General features: G+C 66.6%; 25 protein-coding genes. All 25 read right to left on the bottom strand.

Features of this window, described 5'->3' with window-relative positions:
* Position 1 precedes the first annotated feature (1 nt).
* Positions 2 to 595, bottom strand: a complete 594-nt coding sequence (locus tag BR85_RS10620) for an adenylate kinase (RefSeq protein ID WP_028496514.1) — start codon at positions 593 to 595, stop codon at positions 2 to 4.
* The gene (secY, locus tag BR85_RS10625) at positions 592 to 1917 is read right to left on the bottom strand and encodes a preprotein translocase subunit SecY (protein ID WP_028496515.1); all 1326 of its coding nucleotides are present in this window, start codon (positions 1915 to 1917) and stop codon (positions 592 to 594) included. Before secY ends, BR85_RS10620 begins: the two co-directional genes overlap by 4 nt.
* 100 nt (positions 1918 to 2017) lie before the next feature.
* Entirely contained in the window at positions 2018 to 2617 is a 600-nt protein-coding gene (gene rplO, locus BR85_RS10630; protein WP_081782759.1) for a 50S ribosomal protein L15, read from the bottom strand.
* Positions 2617 to 2802: a 50S ribosomal protein L30 gene (rpmD, locus tag BR85_RS10635; RefSeq protein WP_028496517.1), complete on the bottom strand. Its 186-nt coding sequence runs from the start codon at positions 2800 to 2802 to the stop codon at positions 2617 to 2619. The genes rplO and rpmD overlap by 1 nt, the downstream gene beginning before the upstream one ends.
* Positions 2802 to 3482, bottom strand: a complete 681-nt coding sequence (gene rpsE / locus BR85_RS10640) for a 30S ribosomal protein S5 (protein WP_028496518.1) — start codon at positions 3480 to 3482, stop codon at positions 2802 to 2804. The genes rpmD and rpsE overlap by 1 nt, the downstream gene beginning before the upstream one ends.
* A complete protein-coding gene (gene rplR / locus BR85_RS10645) occupies positions 3479 to 3838 on the bottom strand; it encodes a 50S ribosomal protein L18 (RefSeq protein WP_028496519.1) in 360 nt (119 codons plus the stop codon). Before rplR ends, rpsE begins: the two co-directional genes overlap by 4 nt.
* Before the next feature lie 2 nt (positions 3839 to 3840).
* A complete protein-coding gene (gene rplF / locus BR85_RS10650; protein WP_028496520.1) occupies positions 3841 to 4377 on the bottom strand; it encodes a 50S ribosomal protein L6 in 537 nt (178 codons plus the stop codon).
* A gap of 6 nt (positions 4378 to 4383) precedes the next feature.
* Positions 4384 to 4782, bottom strand: coding sequence for a 30S ribosomal protein S8 (rpsH, locus tag BR85_RS10655; RefSeq protein WP_028496521.1), 399 nt, complete (start codon positions 4780 to 4782; stop codon positions 4384 to 4386).
* Positions 4783 to 4850: 68 nt separating this feature from the next.
* Positions 4851 to 5441, bottom strand: a complete 591-nt coding sequence (gene rplE, locus BR85_RS10660) for a 50S ribosomal protein L5 (protein WP_028496522.1) — start codon at positions 5439 to 5441, stop codon at positions 4851 to 4853.
* A 2-nt stretch (positions 5442 to 5443) separates the two neighbouring features.
* Positions 5444 to 5803: a 50S ribosomal protein L24 gene (rplX, locus tag BR85_RS10665; protein ID WP_028496523.1), complete on the bottom strand. Its 360-nt coding sequence runs from the start codon at positions 5801 to 5803 to the stop codon at positions 5444 to 5446.
* A gap of 4 nt (positions 5804 to 5807) precedes the next feature.
* Positions 5808 to 6176: a 50S ribosomal protein L14 gene (rplN, locus tag BR85_RS10670; protein ID WP_028496524.1), complete on the bottom strand. Its 369-nt coding sequence runs from the start codon at positions 6174 to 6176 to the stop codon at positions 5808 to 5810.
* Between the two features lie 34 nt (positions 6177 to 6210).
* Positions 6211 to 6513 (bottom strand): 30S ribosomal protein S17, encoded by a 303-nt coding sequence (rpsQ, locus tag BR85_RS10675; protein WP_028496525.1) that lies wholly within the window; start codon positions 6511 to 6513, stop codon positions 6211 to 6213.
* A 110-nt stretch (positions 6514 to 6623) separates the two neighbouring features.
* Complete coding sequence (rpmC, locus tag BR85_RS10680; RefSeq protein ID WP_028496526.1) at positions 6624 to 6938, bottom strand: 50S ribosomal protein L29; 315 nt, start codon at positions 6936 to 6938, stop codon at positions 6624 to 6626.
* Positions 6938 to 7357 carry a 50S ribosomal protein L16 gene (gene rplP, locus BR85_RS10685; RefSeq protein ID WP_018171451.1) on the bottom strand — a complete coding sequence of 140 codons (420 nt, stop codon included), beginning with the start codon at positions 7355 to 7357 and terminating at the stop codon, positions 6938 to 6940. The genes rpmC and rplP overlap by 1 nt, the downstream gene beginning before the upstream one ends.
* The gene (gene rpsC, locus BR85_RS10690) at positions 7357 to 8118 is read right to left on the bottom strand and encodes a 30S ribosomal protein S3 (protein ID WP_028496527.1); all 762 of its coding nucleotides are present in this window, start codon (positions 8116 to 8118) and stop codon (positions 7357 to 7359) included. The genes rplP and rpsC overlap by 1 nt, the downstream gene beginning before the upstream one ends.
* Positions 8118 to 8513, bottom strand: coding sequence for a 50S ribosomal protein L22 (rplV, locus tag BR85_RS10695; protein WP_036272812.1), 396 nt, complete (start codon positions 8511 to 8513; stop codon positions 8118 to 8120). The genes rpsC and rplV overlap by 1 nt, the downstream gene beginning before the upstream one ends.
* Positions 8514 to 8550: 37 nt before the next feature.
* Positions 8551 to 8832: a 30S ribosomal protein S19 gene (gene rpsS, locus BR85_RS10700; RefSeq protein WP_017201589.1), complete on the bottom strand. Its 282-nt coding sequence runs from the start codon at positions 8830 to 8832 to the stop codon at positions 8551 to 8553.
* 12 nt (positions 8833 to 8844) lie between these two features.
* The gene (gene rplB, locus BR85_RS10705) at positions 8845 to 9684 is read right to left on the bottom strand and encodes a 50S ribosomal protein L2 (protein WP_028496529.1); all 840 of its coding nucleotides are present in this window, start codon (positions 9682 to 9684) and stop codon (positions 8845 to 8847) included.
* 22 nt (positions 9685 to 9706) lie between these two features.
* Positions 9707 to 10018, bottom strand: coding sequence for a 50S ribosomal protein L23 (gene rplW / locus BR85_RS10710; protein WP_036272814.1), 312 nt, complete (start codon positions 10016 to 10018; stop codon positions 9707 to 9709).
* On the bottom strand, positions 10015 to 10677 hold the full coding sequence (gene rplD, locus BR85_RS10715) for a 50S ribosomal protein L4 (protein WP_028496531.1): 663 nt from the start codon (positions 10675 to 10677) through the stop codon (positions 10015 to 10017). Before rplD ends, rplW begins: the two co-directional genes overlap by 4 nt.
* A gap of 2 nt (positions 10678 to 10679) precedes the next feature.
* Positions 10680 to 11339, bottom strand: coding sequence for a 50S ribosomal protein L3 (gene rplC, locus BR85_RS10720; protein WP_028496532.1), 660 nt, complete (start codon positions 11337 to 11339; stop codon positions 10680 to 10682).
* A gap of 7 nt (positions 11340 to 11346) precedes the next feature.
* Positions 11347 to 11655, bottom strand: coding sequence for a 30S ribosomal protein S10 (gene rpsJ / locus BR85_RS10725; protein ID WP_005050520.1), 309 nt, complete (start codon positions 11653 to 11655; stop codon positions 11347 to 11349).
* 758 nt (positions 11656 to 12413) lie between these two features.
* On the bottom strand, positions 12414 to 12629 hold the full coding sequence (locus BR85_RS10730) for an Rv0909 family putative TA system antitoxin (RefSeq protein ID WP_028496533.1): 216 nt from the start codon (positions 12627 to 12629) through the stop codon (positions 12414 to 12416).
* A gap of 183 nt (positions 12630 to 12812) precedes the next feature.
* Entirely contained in the window at positions 12813 to 14006 is a 1194-nt protein-coding gene (gene tuf / locus BR85_RS10735) for an elongation factor Tu (protein WP_028496534.1), read from the bottom strand.
* Between the two features lie 148 nt (positions 14007 to 14154).
* A complete protein-coding gene (fusA, locus tag BR85_RS10740) occupies positions 14155 to 16269 on the bottom strand; it encodes an elongation factor G (protein WP_028496535.1) in 2115 nt (704 codons plus the stop codon).
* Positions 16270 to 16287 lie beyond the last annotated feature (18 nt).

A 16287-nucleotide genomic window follows, 5' to 3' on the forward strand; every position in this document is an offset into this window, starting at 1 on the left:
ATCAGGCCGAGATGGCGCGCGCGGCGAGGGCCGCCGTGATGCGCTCGGTGATCTCGTCGAGCGAGCCGACGCCGTCGATCTCGTCGACGATGCCGCGGGCGCGGTACACGTCGAGGATGGGTGCCGTCTCGGACTCGTAGATCGCGAGGCGCTTGGCGATGGATTCCTCGTTGTCGTCGGCGCGGCCCTGCTCGGCGGCACGCAGCGACAGGCGCTGGATCGACTCCTCGCGCGGCACGGACAGCTCGATGACCGCGGTCAGCGCCTCGCCGCGCTCCTGGAGGAAGGCGTCGAGGTCGGCGACCTGGCCGAGGTTGCGCGGGTACCCGTCGAGGAGGAACCCTCCCGCGGCATCCGCTTCGGCCAGCCGGTCGCGCACGATCGCGCTCGTCAGGTCGTCCGGGACGAGGTCGCCGGCGTCGATGATGGCCTTGACCTTCAGCCCCAGCTCGGTGCCCTCCTTGACGTTCGCGCGGAACACGTCACCGGTGGAGACGGCGGGGATCCCGAGCACCTCTGCGATGCGGACACCCTGGGTGCCCTTGCCGGAACCCTGGGGTCCGATGATCAGGAGGCGAGCGGGGGCTGAGGTCATCGCAGAAGTCCTTCGTAGTGTCGCTGCTGCAGCTGGGCGTCGATCTGCTTCACCGTCTCCAGGCCCACGCCGACGATGATGAGGATCGACGCGCCGCCGAACGGGAAGTTCTGGTTGGCGCCGACCGTCGCGAGGGCGATGAGCGGGAGGAGGGCGATGAGGCCCAGGTAGATCGAGCCCGGCAGCGTGATCCGGGTGAGCACGTAGTCGAGGTACTCGGCCGTGGGGCGACCGGCGCGGATGCCGGGGATGAAGCCGCCGTACTTCTTCATGTTGTCCGCGACCTCGACCGGGTTGAACGTGATCGCGACGTAGAAGTACGTGAAGCCGATGATGAGCAGGAAGTACACGAGCATGTAGAACGGCGAGTCGCCGGTCGTGAAGTACTGCTGGATCCAGGCCACCCATCCCGGGACCGAGCCGTCGGCGGCGGGCGTCTGGTTGAACTGGGCGATGAGCGCCGGGATGTACAGCAGCGACGAGGCGAAGATGACGGGCACGACGCCGGCCATGTTGACCTTGATCGGGATGTAGGTGTTCGTCCCGCCGAGGGTGCGCCGGCCGACCATGCGCTTGGCGTACTGCACCGGGATGCGGCGCTGGGACTGCTCGACGAAGACGACGAGGGCGACCACGGCGATGCCGACGGCGAGGACGAGCAGGAAGACCTCGAAGCCGCGCGCGAGGGCGATCGACCACATCGCGGCCGGGAAGGTCGCGGCGATCGAGGTGAAGATGAGGATCGACATGCCGTTGCCGACGCCGCGCTCGGTGACGAGCTCGGCGAACCACATGATGAGGCCGGTGCCGGCGGTCATCGTGATGATCATGAGCAGCTGCGCCCACCATGCGTCGTTGGTGAGGAGCGTCTGGCACTCGGCGATGCCGGTGTTGCCGAAGAGCTGGCCGGAGCGGGCCACGGTCACGAGCGTCGTCGACTGGAGGAGCGCGAGCGCGATCGTGAGGTACCGCGTGTACTGCGTCAGCTTCGCCTGGCCCGCCTGACCCTCCTTGTAGAGGGTCTCGAAGTGCGGGATGACGACGCGCAGGAGCTGCACGATGATCGTCGCCGTGATGTACGGCATGACGCCGAGGGCGAAGATCGACAGCTGCAGGAGGGCGCCACCGGAGAACAGGTTCACGAGGGACAGCAGCCCCTCGGTCCCGCTGGACTGGTCCAGGCACGACTGCACGTTCGGGAAATCCACGAACGGCGTCGGAATGTGCGCACCGAAGCGGTAGACGGCGATGATCGCCAGGGTGAAGCCGATCTTCCGCCGGAGATCCGGAGTGCGGAAGACCCGCGCGATGGCGCTGAACAAGGGCATTTCCTCCAGTGGGGTGGCCGGTGCCTCGGGAGACACCGTCTACCAGAGTACGGCAACAGGGGCCGGAGGCATGCCTCCGACCCCTGCCGCTGGACTACTTGATCGAACCGCCCGCGGCGACGATCTTCTGCTCGGCAGAACCCGAGACCTTGTCGACGGCCACGGTGAGCTTGACCGAGATGTCGCCGGTGCCGAGCACCTTGACCTTCTCGTTCTTGCGGACCGCACCCTTGGCGACGAGGTCGGTCACGGTGACGTCGCCACCGGACGGGTACAGCTCGGCGAGCTTGTCGAGGTTGACCACCTGGTACTCGACGCGGAACGGGTTCTTGAACCCGCGCAGCTTCGGCGTGCGCATGTGGAGGGGCATCTGCCCACCCTCGAAGCCGGCCTTGACCTGGTACCGGGCCTTCTGGCCCTTGGTGCCGCGGCCGGCCGTCTTGCCCTTGGAGCCCTCACCGCGACCGACACGGGTCTTCGCGGTGTTGGATCCGGGGACCGGACGCAGGTGGTGCACCTTGAGCACACCGGGGCGCGAGGCGGGCGCGTCCTTGGACGCGGCCTTCTTCGCGGGGGCCTTCTCCGCCTTGGCGGCAGCCGGCTTGGCGGCAGCCTTCTTCGGCGCGGCGGCCTTCTTCGGGGCGGCCTTCTCGGCCGCGACGGCCTCGACCGTCTCGTCCTTCTTCTCAGCCATTAGTCGATCTCCTCAACCTTCACGAGGTGCGCGACGGTCTTGACGTAGCCGCGCGTCTGCGCGTCGTCGGGACGGACGACGGAGTCGCCGATCCGCTTCAGACCGAGGGAACGCAGCGTGTCACGCTGGTTCTGCTTCTCGCTCACCTTGGACTTGACCTGGGTCACCTTCAGGCGGCTAGCCATCAGACACCTGCCTTCTGCGCAGCCGCGGCCTTGGCCTCGTTGCGGATGATGATGCCCGGCACGACCTGGTCGTAGTCGAGACCACGACGGGCGGCCACGGCGCGGGGCTCCTCGAGGCTCTTCAGAGCCGCGACGGTCGCGTGCACGATGTTGATCGTGTTCGACGAGCCGAGCGACTTGGAGAGGACATCGTGGATGCCGGCGCACTCGAGCACGGCGCGCACCGGACCACCGGCGATGACACCGGTACCGGCCGCGGCCGGACGCAGGAGCACGACGCCGGCAGCGGCCTCGCCCTGCACCGGGTGCGGGATGGTGGAGCCGACGCGCGGCACACGGAAGAAGTTGCGCTTGGCCTCTTCGACGCCCTTCGAGATCGCCAGGGGGACCTCGCGGGCCTTGCCGTAGCCGACGCCGACCAGACCGTTGCCGTCGCCCACGACGACGAGCGCCGTGAAGCTGAACCGGCGACCGCCCTTGACGACCTTCGACACGCGGTTGATCGTGACGACGCGCTCGAGGAACTGGCTCTTGTCGGCGTCACGCGACCCGCGGTCACGCTGGTTGGCGTTGCGCTCACGACCGCCGCGACGGGGCTCGCGAGCCTCGCGCTCGACGGGAGCCTCGGCCGCAGCCGGTGCCGTCGTCTCGGTCACTTCGTTCTCCTTGTTCTCACTCACAGGTCCAGACCTCCCTCGCGGGCGCCGTCGGCGATCGCCGCGACTCGTCCCGCGTAGCGGTTGCCACCACGGTCGAACACGACGGCCTCGACACCGGCAGCCTTCGCGCGCTCGGCGACGAGCTCGCCGACCTTGCGGGACTTGGCGGTCTTGTCACCGTCGAACGCACGCAGATCGGCCTCGAGGGTCGAGGCGGATGCCAGCGTGTGGCCCTTGCTGTCGTCGACCACCTGCACGAAGACGTGGCGGGCGGAGCGGGTGACGACCAGACGCGGACGCGCCTCGGTGCCCACGACCTTCTTGCGAAGGCGGGTGTGACGACGCGCGCGGGCGTCGGTCTTCGACTTCACAGCCATGATTACTTACCAGCCTTTCCGGCCTTGCGGCGGACGACCTCGCCCGCGTACCGCACACCCTTGCCCTTGTAGGGCTCGGGCTTGCGGATCTTGCGGATGTTGGCGGCGGCCTCGCCGACCGCCTGCTTGTCGATCCCGCTCACGGTGAGCTTGTTGTTGCCCTCGACGGTCAGCGTGATGCCGGCCGGGGGCTCGATGAGCACCGGGTGCGAGAAGCCGAGGGCGAACTCGACGGCCGCACCCTTCTGGGCCACGCGGTAACCGGTTCCGACGACCTCGAGGCCCTTGGTGTAGCCCTCGGTGACGCCGATGATGTTGTTGTGGATCAGGGTGCGGGTGAGCCCGTGCAGCGAGCGCGACTCACGCTCGTCGTCGGGACGGGAGACCAGGACCTGGCTCTCCTCGACCTTGACCTCGATGGGCTTCGACACGGTGAGCGCGAGCTCGCCCTTGGGGCCCTTGACTGCGACATCCTGGCCGTTCACCGAAACGGTGACGCCGGCGGGGATGTCGATGGGAAGACGTCCGATACGCGACATGTCAGATCACCACACGTAGGCGAGGACTTCCCCGCCGACGCCCTTCTGCTCGGCCTGACGGTCGGTGAGGAGACCGGAGGAGGTGGACAGGATCGCGACGCCCAGGCCACCGAGGACCGTGGGCAGCTCGGTGGAGCGTGCGTACACGCGCAGACCGGGCTTGGAGACGCGCTTGATGCCGGCGATCGACCGCTCGCGGTTCGGGCCGTACTTCAGGGTCAGCGTGAGGGTCTGGCCGACACGGGCGTCGGAGACCTCCCAGCCGGAGATGTAGCCCTCGCGCTGGAGGATCTCGGCGATGTGCGTCTTGAGCTTCGAGCTCGGCAGCGACACGGTGTCGTGGTGCGCCGAGTTCGCGTTGCGCAGACGGGTCAGCATGTCTGCGACCGGGTCTGTCATTGTCATGAGTGTTTTTCCTTTGTTCACCAGGTTTCGGATGCCGTTACACGGCATCCGACCTGTGGTGGGTGGTGTTACGCCTTGACCTCGGGAGCGGTGAAGGGGAAGCCGAGCTGACGCAGCAGCGAGCGGCCCTCCTCATCCGTCTTCGCCGTGGTCACGATCGTGATGTCGAAGCCGCGGACGCGATCGATCTTGTCCTGGTTGATCTCGTGGAAGACCGACTGCTCCTGCAGACCGAACGTGTAGTTGCCGTGCCCGTCGAACTGCTTGGGCGACAGGCCGCGGAAGTCGCGGATGCGGGGCAGCGCGAGGTTCACGAGACGGTCGATGAACTCCCAGGCGCGGTCGCCGCGGAGCGTGACGTGCGCACCGATGGCCTGGCCCTCACGCAGCTTGAACTGCGCGATGGACTTGCGGGCCTTCGTGACGACCGGCTTCTGGCCGGTGATCTTGACGAGGTCGTCGACCGCGCCATCGATCACCTTGCTGTCGCGAGCTGCCTCGCCGACACCGGTGTTCACGACGACCTTCACGAGACCGGGGATCTGCATGACGTTCGGGTAGCCGAACTCCTCCTGCAGGGCCTTCTTGATCTCGGCCTGGTACTTCTGCTTCAGGCGGGGCTGGATCTTGCCAGCCGCCGCGGCAGTGGTGCTGCTCATGTTCAGAGGTCCTTGCCTGACTTCTTGGCGTACCGCACGCGGACGGTGCGCTTCACGCCGTCCTTCGTCTGGTCCTCGACCCGGTGGCCGACACGGGTCGGCTTCTTGGTCGAGGGGTCGACGACGGCGACGTTGGAGATGTGGATCGGGGCTTCCATCGTCTCGATGCCGCCCGTCTTGGTCCCGCGCTGGGACTGGCCGACGCGGTTGTGCTTCGTGACGTAGTTCACGCCCTCGACGATGACGCGGTTCTGCTCGACAAGGATCTCGAGGACCTTGCCCTGCTTCCCACGGTCGCCGCCGCGCTCGGGCTTGGCGCCCGTGATGACCTGAACCAGGTCACCCTTCTTGATCTTGGCCATGAGGTCAGATCACCTCCGGTGCGAGCGAGACGATCTTCATGAACTTCTTGTCGCGAAGCTCACGACCGACCGGACCGAAGATGCGGGTGCCGCGGGGCTCCCCGTCGTTCTTCAGGATGACGGCGGCGTTCTCGTCGAACTTGATGTAGGACCCGTCGGGACGACGGGTGGACTTGACGGTGCGGACGATGACGGCCTTGACCACATCGCCCTTCTTGACGTTGCCGCCGGGGATCGCGTCCTTGACGGTCGCCACGATGGTGTCGCCGAGACCGGCGTAGCGGCGGCTCGAGCCACCCAGCACGCGGATCGTGAGCAGCTCCTTGGCGCCGGTGTTGTCGGCGACCTTGAGGCGGGACTCTGTCTGAATCACTTTTTACTCCTTGGGTTCCAAGAAGGCCGAGGCCTTACTTGGCCTTCTCGAGGATCTCGACCAGACGCCAGCGCTTGGTGGCGCTCAGCGGGCGGGTCTCGTTGATGACGACCAGGTCGCCGATGCCGGCGCTGTTCGACTCGTCGTGGGCCTTGACCTTCGACGTGCGGCGGATGACCTTGCCGTAAAGCGGGTGCTTCACGCGGTCTTCGACCTCGACGACGATCGTCTTGTCCATCTTGTCGCTGACCACGTAGCCACGGCGGGCCTTGCGGTAGCCGCGGGCGTCGGCGTCACGGACGTCGGACGACGCCGACTCGTGACCCTTGGCCCGCACGGGAGCCTCGGCCACCGGGGCCTCGACCTTGGCAGCGGCCTTCTTGGCGGGCGCCTTCTTCGCTGCCGGGGCAGCCTTGGGCGCGGGGGCCTTCTTCTCAGTGTCAGCCATCACTCGGCCTCTTCCTTCGCGGCGTCGTCGGCGGCATCCGCCTTCTTGGCCTTCGTCTTCTTCGCCTTCGTCGCGACCTCCGCGGGGGCGGGCGTGGCACGGATGCCGAGCTCGCGCTCACGGATCACGGTGTAGAGCCGCGCGATGTCGCGCTTGACCGCACGGATGCGGCCGTGGCTCTCGAGCTGACCGGTGGCCGACTGGAAGCGCAGGTTGAACAGCTCTTCCTTGGCCTTGCGGAGCTCCTCGACGAGGCGCTGGTCCTCGAACGTGTCCAGCTCGCTCGGAGCGAGCGTCTTGGTACCGACAGACATTACGCGTCGCCCTCCTCGCGCTTGATGATGCGTGCCTTCAGGGGCAGCTTGTGAATGGCACGGGTCAGGGCCTCGCGAGCGAGTTCCTCGTTGACACCGGCGACCTCGAAGAGGACGCGACCCGGCTTGACGTTCGCGACCCACCACTCCGGCGAACCCTTACCGGAACCCATGCGGGTTTCGGCCGGCTTCTTCGTGAGCGGACGGTCGGGGTAGATGTTGATCCACACCTTGCCGCCACGCTTGATGTGACGCGTCATCGCGATACGAGCGGACTCGATCTGACGGTTCGTCACGTACGCGGGCGTGAGGGCCTGGATGCCGAACTCGCCGAAGGAGACCTTCGTGCCGCCGGTCGCCTGGCCGGAACGGCCGGGGTGGTGCTGCTTGCGGTACTTGACCTTGCGGGGGATAAGCATTATGCCGATGCTCCTTCTGCGGCAGGGGCCTCGCTGCGCGGGCCACGACGACGGTCGCCGCCACGGTCGTCACGACCGCGCGGTGCCTTCGGTGCGTTGGCCTGCTCGCGCGCGAGCTCCTTGTTGGTGAGGTCGCCCTTGTAGATCCAGACCTTCACGCCGATGCGGCCGAAGGTGGTCTTGGCCTCGTAGAACCCGTAGTCGATGTTCGCGCGGAGGGTGTGCAGGGGCACACGGCCTTCGCGGTAGAACTCCGACCGGCTCATCTCGGCGCCGCCGAGGCGGCCCGACACCTGGATGCGGACACCCTTGGCGCCGGCGCGCTGCGCGCCCTGCAGACCCTTGCGCATCGCGCGGCGGAAGGCCACGCGGGCGGAGAGCTGCTCGGCGACGCCCTGCGCGACGAGCTGTGCGTCGGCCTCGGGGTTCTTGACCTCGAGGATGTTCAGCTGGATCTGCTTGCCGGTGAGCTTCTCGAGGTCGGCGCGGATGCGCTCGGCCTCGGCGCCGCGGCGGCCGATCACGATGCCCGGGCGGGCGGTGTGGATGTCGACGCGGACGCGGTCACGCGTGCGCTCGATCTCGATCCCGCTCACGCCGGCGCGGTCCAGCTGCGTCTGCAGGAGCTTGCGGATCTTGATGTCCTCGGCCACGTAGTCGGCGTAACGCTGGCCCGGCTTCGTGGAGTCGGAGAACCAGCGCGACACGTGGTCCGTGGTGATGCCGAGGCGGAAGCCGTAGGGGTTGACCTTCTGTCCCATTACTTGCTCGCCTTCTTGTCGGTCGTGGTCGCGGTCTCGGCGACCGCGGGGGTTGCCAGTTCGACCGTGATGTGGCTCGTGCGCTTCTTGATCTGGAACGCGCGGCCCTGGGCACGGGGCTGGAAACGCTTGAGCGTCGTGCCCTCGTCGACGTACGCGTTGGCCACGTACAGGTCCTGGTCGTCCAGGAACTCGCCGTCCTTGTCCGCCTTCACGCGGGCGTTGGCCATGGCCGAAGCGACGAGCTTGTAGATCGGCTCGCTGGCGCTCTGCGGGGCGAACTTCAGGATGGCCAGGGCCTCCTGAGCAGGCTTGCCCTTGATGAGCGCGACGACACGACGAGCCTTCTGAGGGGTCACGCGGATGTGCTTGACGCGTGCGATGGATTCCACCATTTGTCTCCTCCTCTGTCCTCTCTGGGAACGCCCCGCGTTAGCGGCGGCGCCCCTTCTTGTCGTCCTTCTCGTGGCCGCGGAAGGTGCGGGTGGGCGCGAACTCGCCCAGTTTGTGACCGACCATGGTCTCGGACACGAACACGGGGATGTGCTTGCGTCCGTCGTGCACGGCGATCGTGTGACCCAGCATCGCCGGGATGATCATCGAGCGGCGCGACCAGGTCTTGATGACGTTCTTGGTACCGGCTTCGTTCTGCACGACCACCTTGCGAAGCAGGTGCTCGTCGACGAAGGGGCCCTTCTTAAGGCTGCGAGGCATCTTCCTCTACTCCTACTTGCGCTTCTTGCCGGCGTTGCGACGACGGACGATGTACTTGTCGCTTTCCTTGTTGGCGTGGCGGGTGCGACCCTCAGCCTGGCCCCAAGGAGTGACGGGGTGACGACCACCGGACGTCTTGCCCTCACCACCACCGTGCGGGTGGTCGACCGGGTTCATGGCGACACCACGCACGGTCGGGCGGACGCCCTTCCAGCGCATGCGGCCGGCCTTGCCCCAGTTGATGTTCGACTGCTCGGCGTTGCCGACCTCGCCGATCGTCGCACGGCAGCGCGCGTCGACGTTGCGGATCTCGCCCGAGGGGAGACGCAGCTGGGCGTACGGGCCGTCCTTCGCGACCAGGCGCACGGAGACGCCGGCCGAGCGGGCGATCTTCGCGCCGCCGCCGGGACGGAGCTCGATCGCGTGGATGACGGTACCGGTCGGGATGTTCTTCAGCGGGAGGTTGTTTCCCGGCTTGATGTCCGCGGACGGACCCGACTCGACGACATCGCCCTGCGACAGCTTGTTCGGCGCGAGGATGTAGCGCTTCTCGCCGTCGAAGTAGTGCAGGAGCGCGATGCGCGCGGTGCGGTTGGGGTCGTACTCGATGTGCGCGACCTTGGCGTTGACGCCGTCCTTGTCGTTGCGACGGAAGTCGATCACGCGGTACTGGCGCTTGTGGCCACCACCGATGTGACGGGTCGTGATGCGACCCTGGTTGTTGCGACCGCCGGTCTTCGACAGCGGACGCAGCAGCGACTTCTCGGGCGTCGACCGCGTGATCTCGGTGAAGTCGGCGACCGACGAACCGCGACGACCCGGGGTCGTGGGCTTGTACTTGCGAATAGCCATTTTCTGTCCTCTATCCCGACCGTCAGCCGACTGCCGTGAAGATGTCGATGGTGCCCGACTTCAGCGTGACGATGGCGCGCTTGGTGTCCTTGCGCTTGCCCATGCCGAAGCGGGTGCGGCGGGCCTTGCCGACGCGGTTGAGCGTGTTCACCGAAGCCACCTTGACGCCGAAGATCTTCTCGATGGCGAGCTTGATCTCGGTCTTGGTCGCGCGGTTGTCCACGAGGAACGTGTACTTGCCCTCGTCGATGAGCGAGTAGCTCTTCTCCGAGACGACCGGCTTCAGGATGATGTCGCGCGGGTCCTTGTTCACTGCGATGTTCGCGGTGCTCATGCCGAGACCTCCTCGGTGACGCCGGCCTTCGCAGCGACGAACGCGTCGAAAGCGGCCTTGGTGAAGACGATGTCGTCGGAGACGAGCACGTCGTAGGCGTTGAGCTGGTCGAACGTCAGCACGTGCACGTACGCGAGGTTGCGCACGCTCTTCGTGGCGAGCTCGTCGTCGCGGTTGATGACGACCAGCACGTTCTTCGTCGGGGCGAGCGCCGAGAGGACCGTCACAGCGGCCTTCGTCGACGGGGCACCCTCGATGCCGAACGAGTCGATGATGTGCAGACGGCCACCGCGAGCACGGTCGCTGAGCGCGCCCAGCAGGGCGGCGGCGATCATCTTCTTGGGGGTGCGCTGCGAGTAGTTGCGCGGCTTGGGGCCGTGCACGATGCCACCACCGGTCATGTGCGGCGCGCGGATCGAGCCCTGACGGGCGTTACCGGTGCCCTTCTGCTTGAAGGGCTTGCGGCCGGCGCCGGAGACCTCACCGCGACGCTTGGTCGAGTGGGTGCCCTGGCGAGCCGCCGCGAGCTGCGCGACGACGACCTGGTGGATGAGGGGGATGTTCGTCTTGACGTCGAACAGCGCGGCGGGAAGCTCGACCGAACCGGCCTTCTTGCCGTCGGCGCTGTGGACGTCGAGCGCGAGAGTCGAGTCAGCCATGATCAGGCACCCTTCACTGCGTTGCGGACGTAGACGATGCGGCCACGCGCACCGGGGACGGCGCCCTTGACGAGCAGCAGACCCTTCTCGGCGTCGATGGCGTGCACTGTGAGGTTGAGGACGGTCACGCGCTCGCCACCCATACGGCCGGCCATGCGCATGCCCTTGAAGACGCGGCTCGGGGTCGACGATGCGCCGATCGAGCCGGGCTTGCGGTGGTTGCGGTGCGCACCGTGCGAAGCGGAGACGCCCTTGAAGTTGTGACGCTTCATGACACCCGCGGTGCCCTTGCCCTTGCTGGTGCCGACGACGTCGACACGCTGGCCGGCCTCGAAGACGCCGTCAGCGGTGAGCTCCTGACCGAGTGAGTAGTCAGCAGCGTCCGCCGTGCGGATCTCAGTGAGGTGGCGACGCGGGGTCACGCCGGCGGCCTCGAAGTGGGCCGTGAGCGGCTTGTTCACCTTGCGGGGGTCGATCTGCCCGTAGGCGATCTGAACCGCGTTGTAGCCGTCCTTCTCGGGCGTGCGAACCTGGGTGACCACGTTCGGGGCGACCTCGATGACGGTGACGGGAACGAGCTTGCCGTTCTCGTCCCAGACCTGGGTCATGCCGAGCTTCGTGCCCAGCAGGCCCTTGGAAACCTTGGAGTTGATATCAGCCATGTCGACCTCAGAGCTTGATCTCGATGTTGACGTCTGCCGGGAGGTCGAGTCGCATCAGCGAGTCGACGGCCTTGGGCGTCGGGTCGATGATGTCGATGAGGCGCTTGTGGGTGCGCATCTCGAAGTGCTCGCGGCTGTCCTTGTACTTGTGGGGCGACCGGATGACGCACACGACGTTCTTCTCGGTCGGAAGGGGCACGGGGCCCACAACCGTCGCGCCCGCACGGGTCACGGTGTCGACGATTTTGCGCGCCGACGTGTCGATGACCTCGTGGTCATACGACTTCAGGCGAATGCGGATCTTCTGTCCCGCCATTGTCTGCTCACTCTCTTTCTCGCGTCATACCTCTGGGGCATCGGACGCACGGGGCGCTTGCGCGCCGGGCACTTCCCATCGCGGTGGCGATGGATGCTGCACCGCTGTTCTGATGTCAATCCGCAGGTCACCCTGCGGTATCCGCTCCCCCGGACGCACACAGGCGATCCCGTCTCCGGGTGGGGTGTTGGATTGGTGTTCTGACTGCCCGCGGCCTAGGACCCTGCGCTCATGCGCCGCCTATGCACTGCCCTGGCAGTGATCCGACGCACACCGAAGCGGCATCAGAATGTGGAACTTCCCTAGTCTACGTGTCGCCCGGGCGTGTCGCAAACTCGGGCGTGTCGCGTTCGGCGTGTCTCCCGCCGATCCGGGCCGAAGGGTGTGAGCGGGACGGGCCTTGGGGGACGCCCGCCCCGCTCACGAGGTGCGAGGCAGAGCCCCGCGGCCTCCGAAGACACATCCGCGGGGGTCGGCGAGGTGCGTCGACGACGAGTCGACGCGGCGGGCGCGCAACAGCGTTACCCCAGCGACGCGTGCAGCGCCCATCCCCCACCTGCCCCCAACTGTCGCCGGCCCCAAGTCCCGACGACGACGGATGAGCTCCCAAGCCCATCGGCGGCCCGCCCTCACCCCCCGGATCGGACGAGAACCGCCACAGGCGACGCTAGAAGGACGAGGGGCGCGCCGTCAAGGGTTTTCCCGCGGGGGATGGAAAAAGGGGGATGCCGGCCGGCATCCCCCTTGCTCACTCCGGGCTACTCGTTGCCGATCTTCGCGTCGATCCCGTCGCGCACCTCGTCGACCTTCGCGTCGACCGAATCCGGCGCGACGCTCTTGACGAACTCGGCGGCCGCGTCGAGGACCTTGTCGCTGACGTCCTCGGCCTGGTCCGAGTTCAGCGTCTCCTCGATCTTGTCCTTGTTCTGCTCCAGGAAGTCCTTGCCCTGGTTGACCAGATCGTCGATGCCCATATCTGTCCCTTTCGGTGGGGTGGTGCTGGACGGTACCGGACGGTGCCGGCCGCTGCCGACAGTCTGGCCCGAACGCCCGGCGCCCGGCAAGACCAGAAGGCGCGCTCCCGGCCGACGGCATCCCCCCGGACAGCACGAAGCCCCCCGGGCGGACCCGGGGGGCTTCGTGAGGTGTCGGAAGACTTACTTCAGGATCTTCGTGACCGTGCCGGCGCCGACGGTGCGGCCACCCTCACGGATCGCGAAGCCGAGGCCATCCTCCATGGCGATCGGCTGGATCAGCTCGACCGTCATGTCGGTGGTGTCACCGGGCATGACCATCTCGGTGCCCTCGGGCAGCGTGATGACGCCGGTGACGTCGGTGGTCCGGAAGTAGAACTGCGGACGGTAGTTCGTGTAGAAGGGGTTGTGACGGCCACCCTCCTCCTTGGACAGGATGTACGCCGTGCCCTCGAAGTTGGTGTGGGGCGTGACGGAGCCCGGCTTCACGACGACCTGGCCGCGCTCGACATCGTCGCGCTTCAGACCACGGAGGAGAAGACCGCAGTTCTCGCCGGCCCAGGCCTCGTCGAGCTGCTTGTGGAACATCTCGATACCCGTGACCGTGGTCTTCTGCGTCGGGCGGATGCCGACGATCTCGACCTCGGAGTTGATCGCGAGCGTGCCGCGCTCGGCGCGACCCGTGACGACCGTGCCACGGCCGGTGATGGTGAAGACGTCCTCGATGGGCATGAGGAACGGCTTGTCCTTGTCACGCACCGGGTCGGGGATGGACTCGTCAGCGGCGTCCATCAGGTCGAGGATGGACTGGGTCCACTGCTCGTCGCCCTCGAGAGCCTTCAGGCCCGAGACGCGGACGACCGGAGCGTCGTCGCCGGGGAAGCCCTGGCTGGACAGCAGCTCGCGGACCTCGAGCTCGACGAGCTCCAGGATCTCCTCGTCGTCGACCATGTCGGCCTTGTTCAGCGCGACCATGAGGTACGGCACGCCGACCTGCTTGGCGAGCAGCACGTGCTCACGCGTCTGCGCCATGGGGCCGTCGGTGGCGGCGACCACGAGGATCGCGCCGTCCATCTGGGCCGCACCGGTGATCATGTTCTTGATGTAGTCAGCGTGACCGGGCGCATCGACGTGCGCGTAGTGACGCTTCGGGGTCTCGTACTCGACGTGCGAGATGTTGATCGTGATGCCGCGCTGACGCTCCTCGGGAGCCGAGTCGATCGACGCGAAGTCACGCTGCACGTTGGTCGCGGACGGGAACTTGTCAGCGAGCACCTTCGAGATCGCCGCGGTGAGCGTCGTCTTGCCGTGGTCGACGTGACCGATCGTTCCGATGTTCACGTGCGGCTTGGTCCGCTCGAACTTGGCCTTAGCCACTAGGTCCTCCTCAGGACGGTCGTGTAGAGGATCCGGTCGCTGGATTGCGACCGGTGCTCTACGGGGATGTAGTCAGTGTAGTTGACAGTTCAGTATTCAGTTTGGGCGGATGCCGAGAGCCGGAGCCCCCGGCATCCGAAGGGGAGGGTTACTCGCCCTTGGTCTTCTGGACGATCTCGTCCATGACGTTGCGCGGGACCTCGGCGTAGCTGTCGAACTCCATGGAGTACACGGCACGGCCGGAGGTCTTGGAACGCAGGTCGCCGATGTAGCCGAACATCTCGGACAGCGGCACCAGTGCCCGGACGACCTTGACGCCCTGGGCGTCCTCCATCGACTGGATCTGGCCGCGACGGGAGTTCAGGTCGCCGATGACGTCGCCCATGTACTCCTCGGGCGTGCGCACCTCGACGGACATGAGCGGCTCGAGGATGACCGGGTTCGCCTTGCGGACGGCCTCCTTGAAGCCCATCGAGCCGGCGATCTTGAACGCCATCTCGGAGGAGTCGACGTCGTGCGACGCACCGTCCATGAGGATGGCCTTCACGCCCACCATGGGGTAGCCGGCGAGCACGCCGACGTTCATGGCGTCCTGGAAGCCCTGGTCCACCGGCGCGATGTACTCGCGCGGGATGCGGCCACCGGTGACCTTGTTCTCGAACTCGTAGATCTTGTCGGCCGTGACCTCGAGGGGCTCGAGGGCGAACTGGATCTTCGCGAACTGACCCGAACCACCGGTCTGCTTCTTGTGCGTGTAGTCGTGACGCTCGACGGTCTTCTTGATCGTCTCGCGGTACGCCACCTGCGGCTTGCCGACGTTGGCCTCGACCTTGAACTCGCGCTTCATGCGGTCCACGAGGATGTCGAGGTGCAGCTCGCCCATGCCCTTGATGACGGTCTGACCGGTGTCGGAGTTCTGCTCGACGCGGAACGTCGGGTCCTCCTCCGCGAGCTTCTGGATCGCGAGACCCAGCTTCTCCTGGTCGGCCTTGGTCTTGGGCTCGATGGCGACTTCGATGACCGGCTCCGGGAACGTCATCGACTCGAGGACGACCTGGTTGGCCGCGTCGGAGAGGGTGTCACCGGTGGTCGTGTCCTTCAGGCCGATGACGGCGTAGATGTGGCCGGCGGTGACCGAGTCGACGGGCATCTCCTTGTTGGCGTGCATCTGGAAGATCTTCCCGATGCGCTCCTTCTTGCCCTTCGTCGCGTTGACGATCTGCGCACCGGAGTCGAGGTGACCCGAGTAGACGCGGATGTAGGTGAGGCGGCCGAAGAAGGGGTGCGTCACGATCTTGAACGCGAGCGCCGCGAACGGCTCGTCGCGGTCGGCGTGCCGCTCGATGATGATCTCTTCGTTCTTGGGGTCCTTCGCCTCGATGGCGGGGACGTCCAGCGGCGACGGCAGGTAGTCCACGACCGCGTCGAGCATCGGCTGCACGCCGCGGTTCTTGAACGCCGAGCCGCACAGCACGGGGTACAGCTCGCCGGCGACGGTGAGCTTGCGGATCGCGCCCTTGACCTCGGCGACCGTCAGGCCCTCGCCGCTGAAGTGCTTCTCGAGGAGCACCTCGTCGGACTCGGCGACGGTCTCGAGCAGCATCTCGCGGTACTCGGCGGCCTTGTCGACGAGGTCGGCGGGGATCTCCTGGACCTCGTACTTGGCGCCCATGGTGACATCACCCTTGGAGTCGCCGGGCCAGACCAGGGCGCGCATCTCGACGAGGTCGACGACGCCGACGAAGTCGCTCTCCGAGCCAATGGGCAGCTGGAGCACGAGGGGCTTGGCCTTCAGGCGGTTGATGATGGTGTCGACGGTGAAGTAGAAGTCCGCGCCGAGCTTGTCCATCTTGTTGACGAAGCAGATGCGGGGGACGTCGTACTTGTCGGCCTGACGCCACACGGTCTCGGACTGGGGCTCGACGCCCTCCTTGCCGTCGAAGACGGCGACGGCGCCGTCGAGGACGCGCAGCGAGCGCTCGACCTCGACGGTGAAGTCGACGTGACCGGGGGTGTCGATGATGTTGATCTGGTTCTTGTCCCAGAAGCACGTCACAGCGGCGGACGTGATGGTGATGCCGCGCTCCTGCTCCTGCTCCATCCAGTCGGTGGTCGCGGCGCCGTCGTGCGTCTCACCGATCTTGTGGTTGACGCCCGTGTAGAACAGGATGCGCTCGGTCGTCGTCGTCTTGCCGGCATCGATGTGAGCCATGATGCCGATGTTGCGGACCTTCTTGAGGTCGGTGAGCACTTCTTGTGCCACGGGGTGTCCTTACGTGTA

This window comes from Microbacterium sp. UNCCL10, assembly GCF_000746195.1.
Taxonomy (GTDB): Bacteria; Actinomycetota; Actinomycetes; order Actinomycetales; family Microbacteriaceae; genus Microbacterium; species Microbacterium saccharophilum.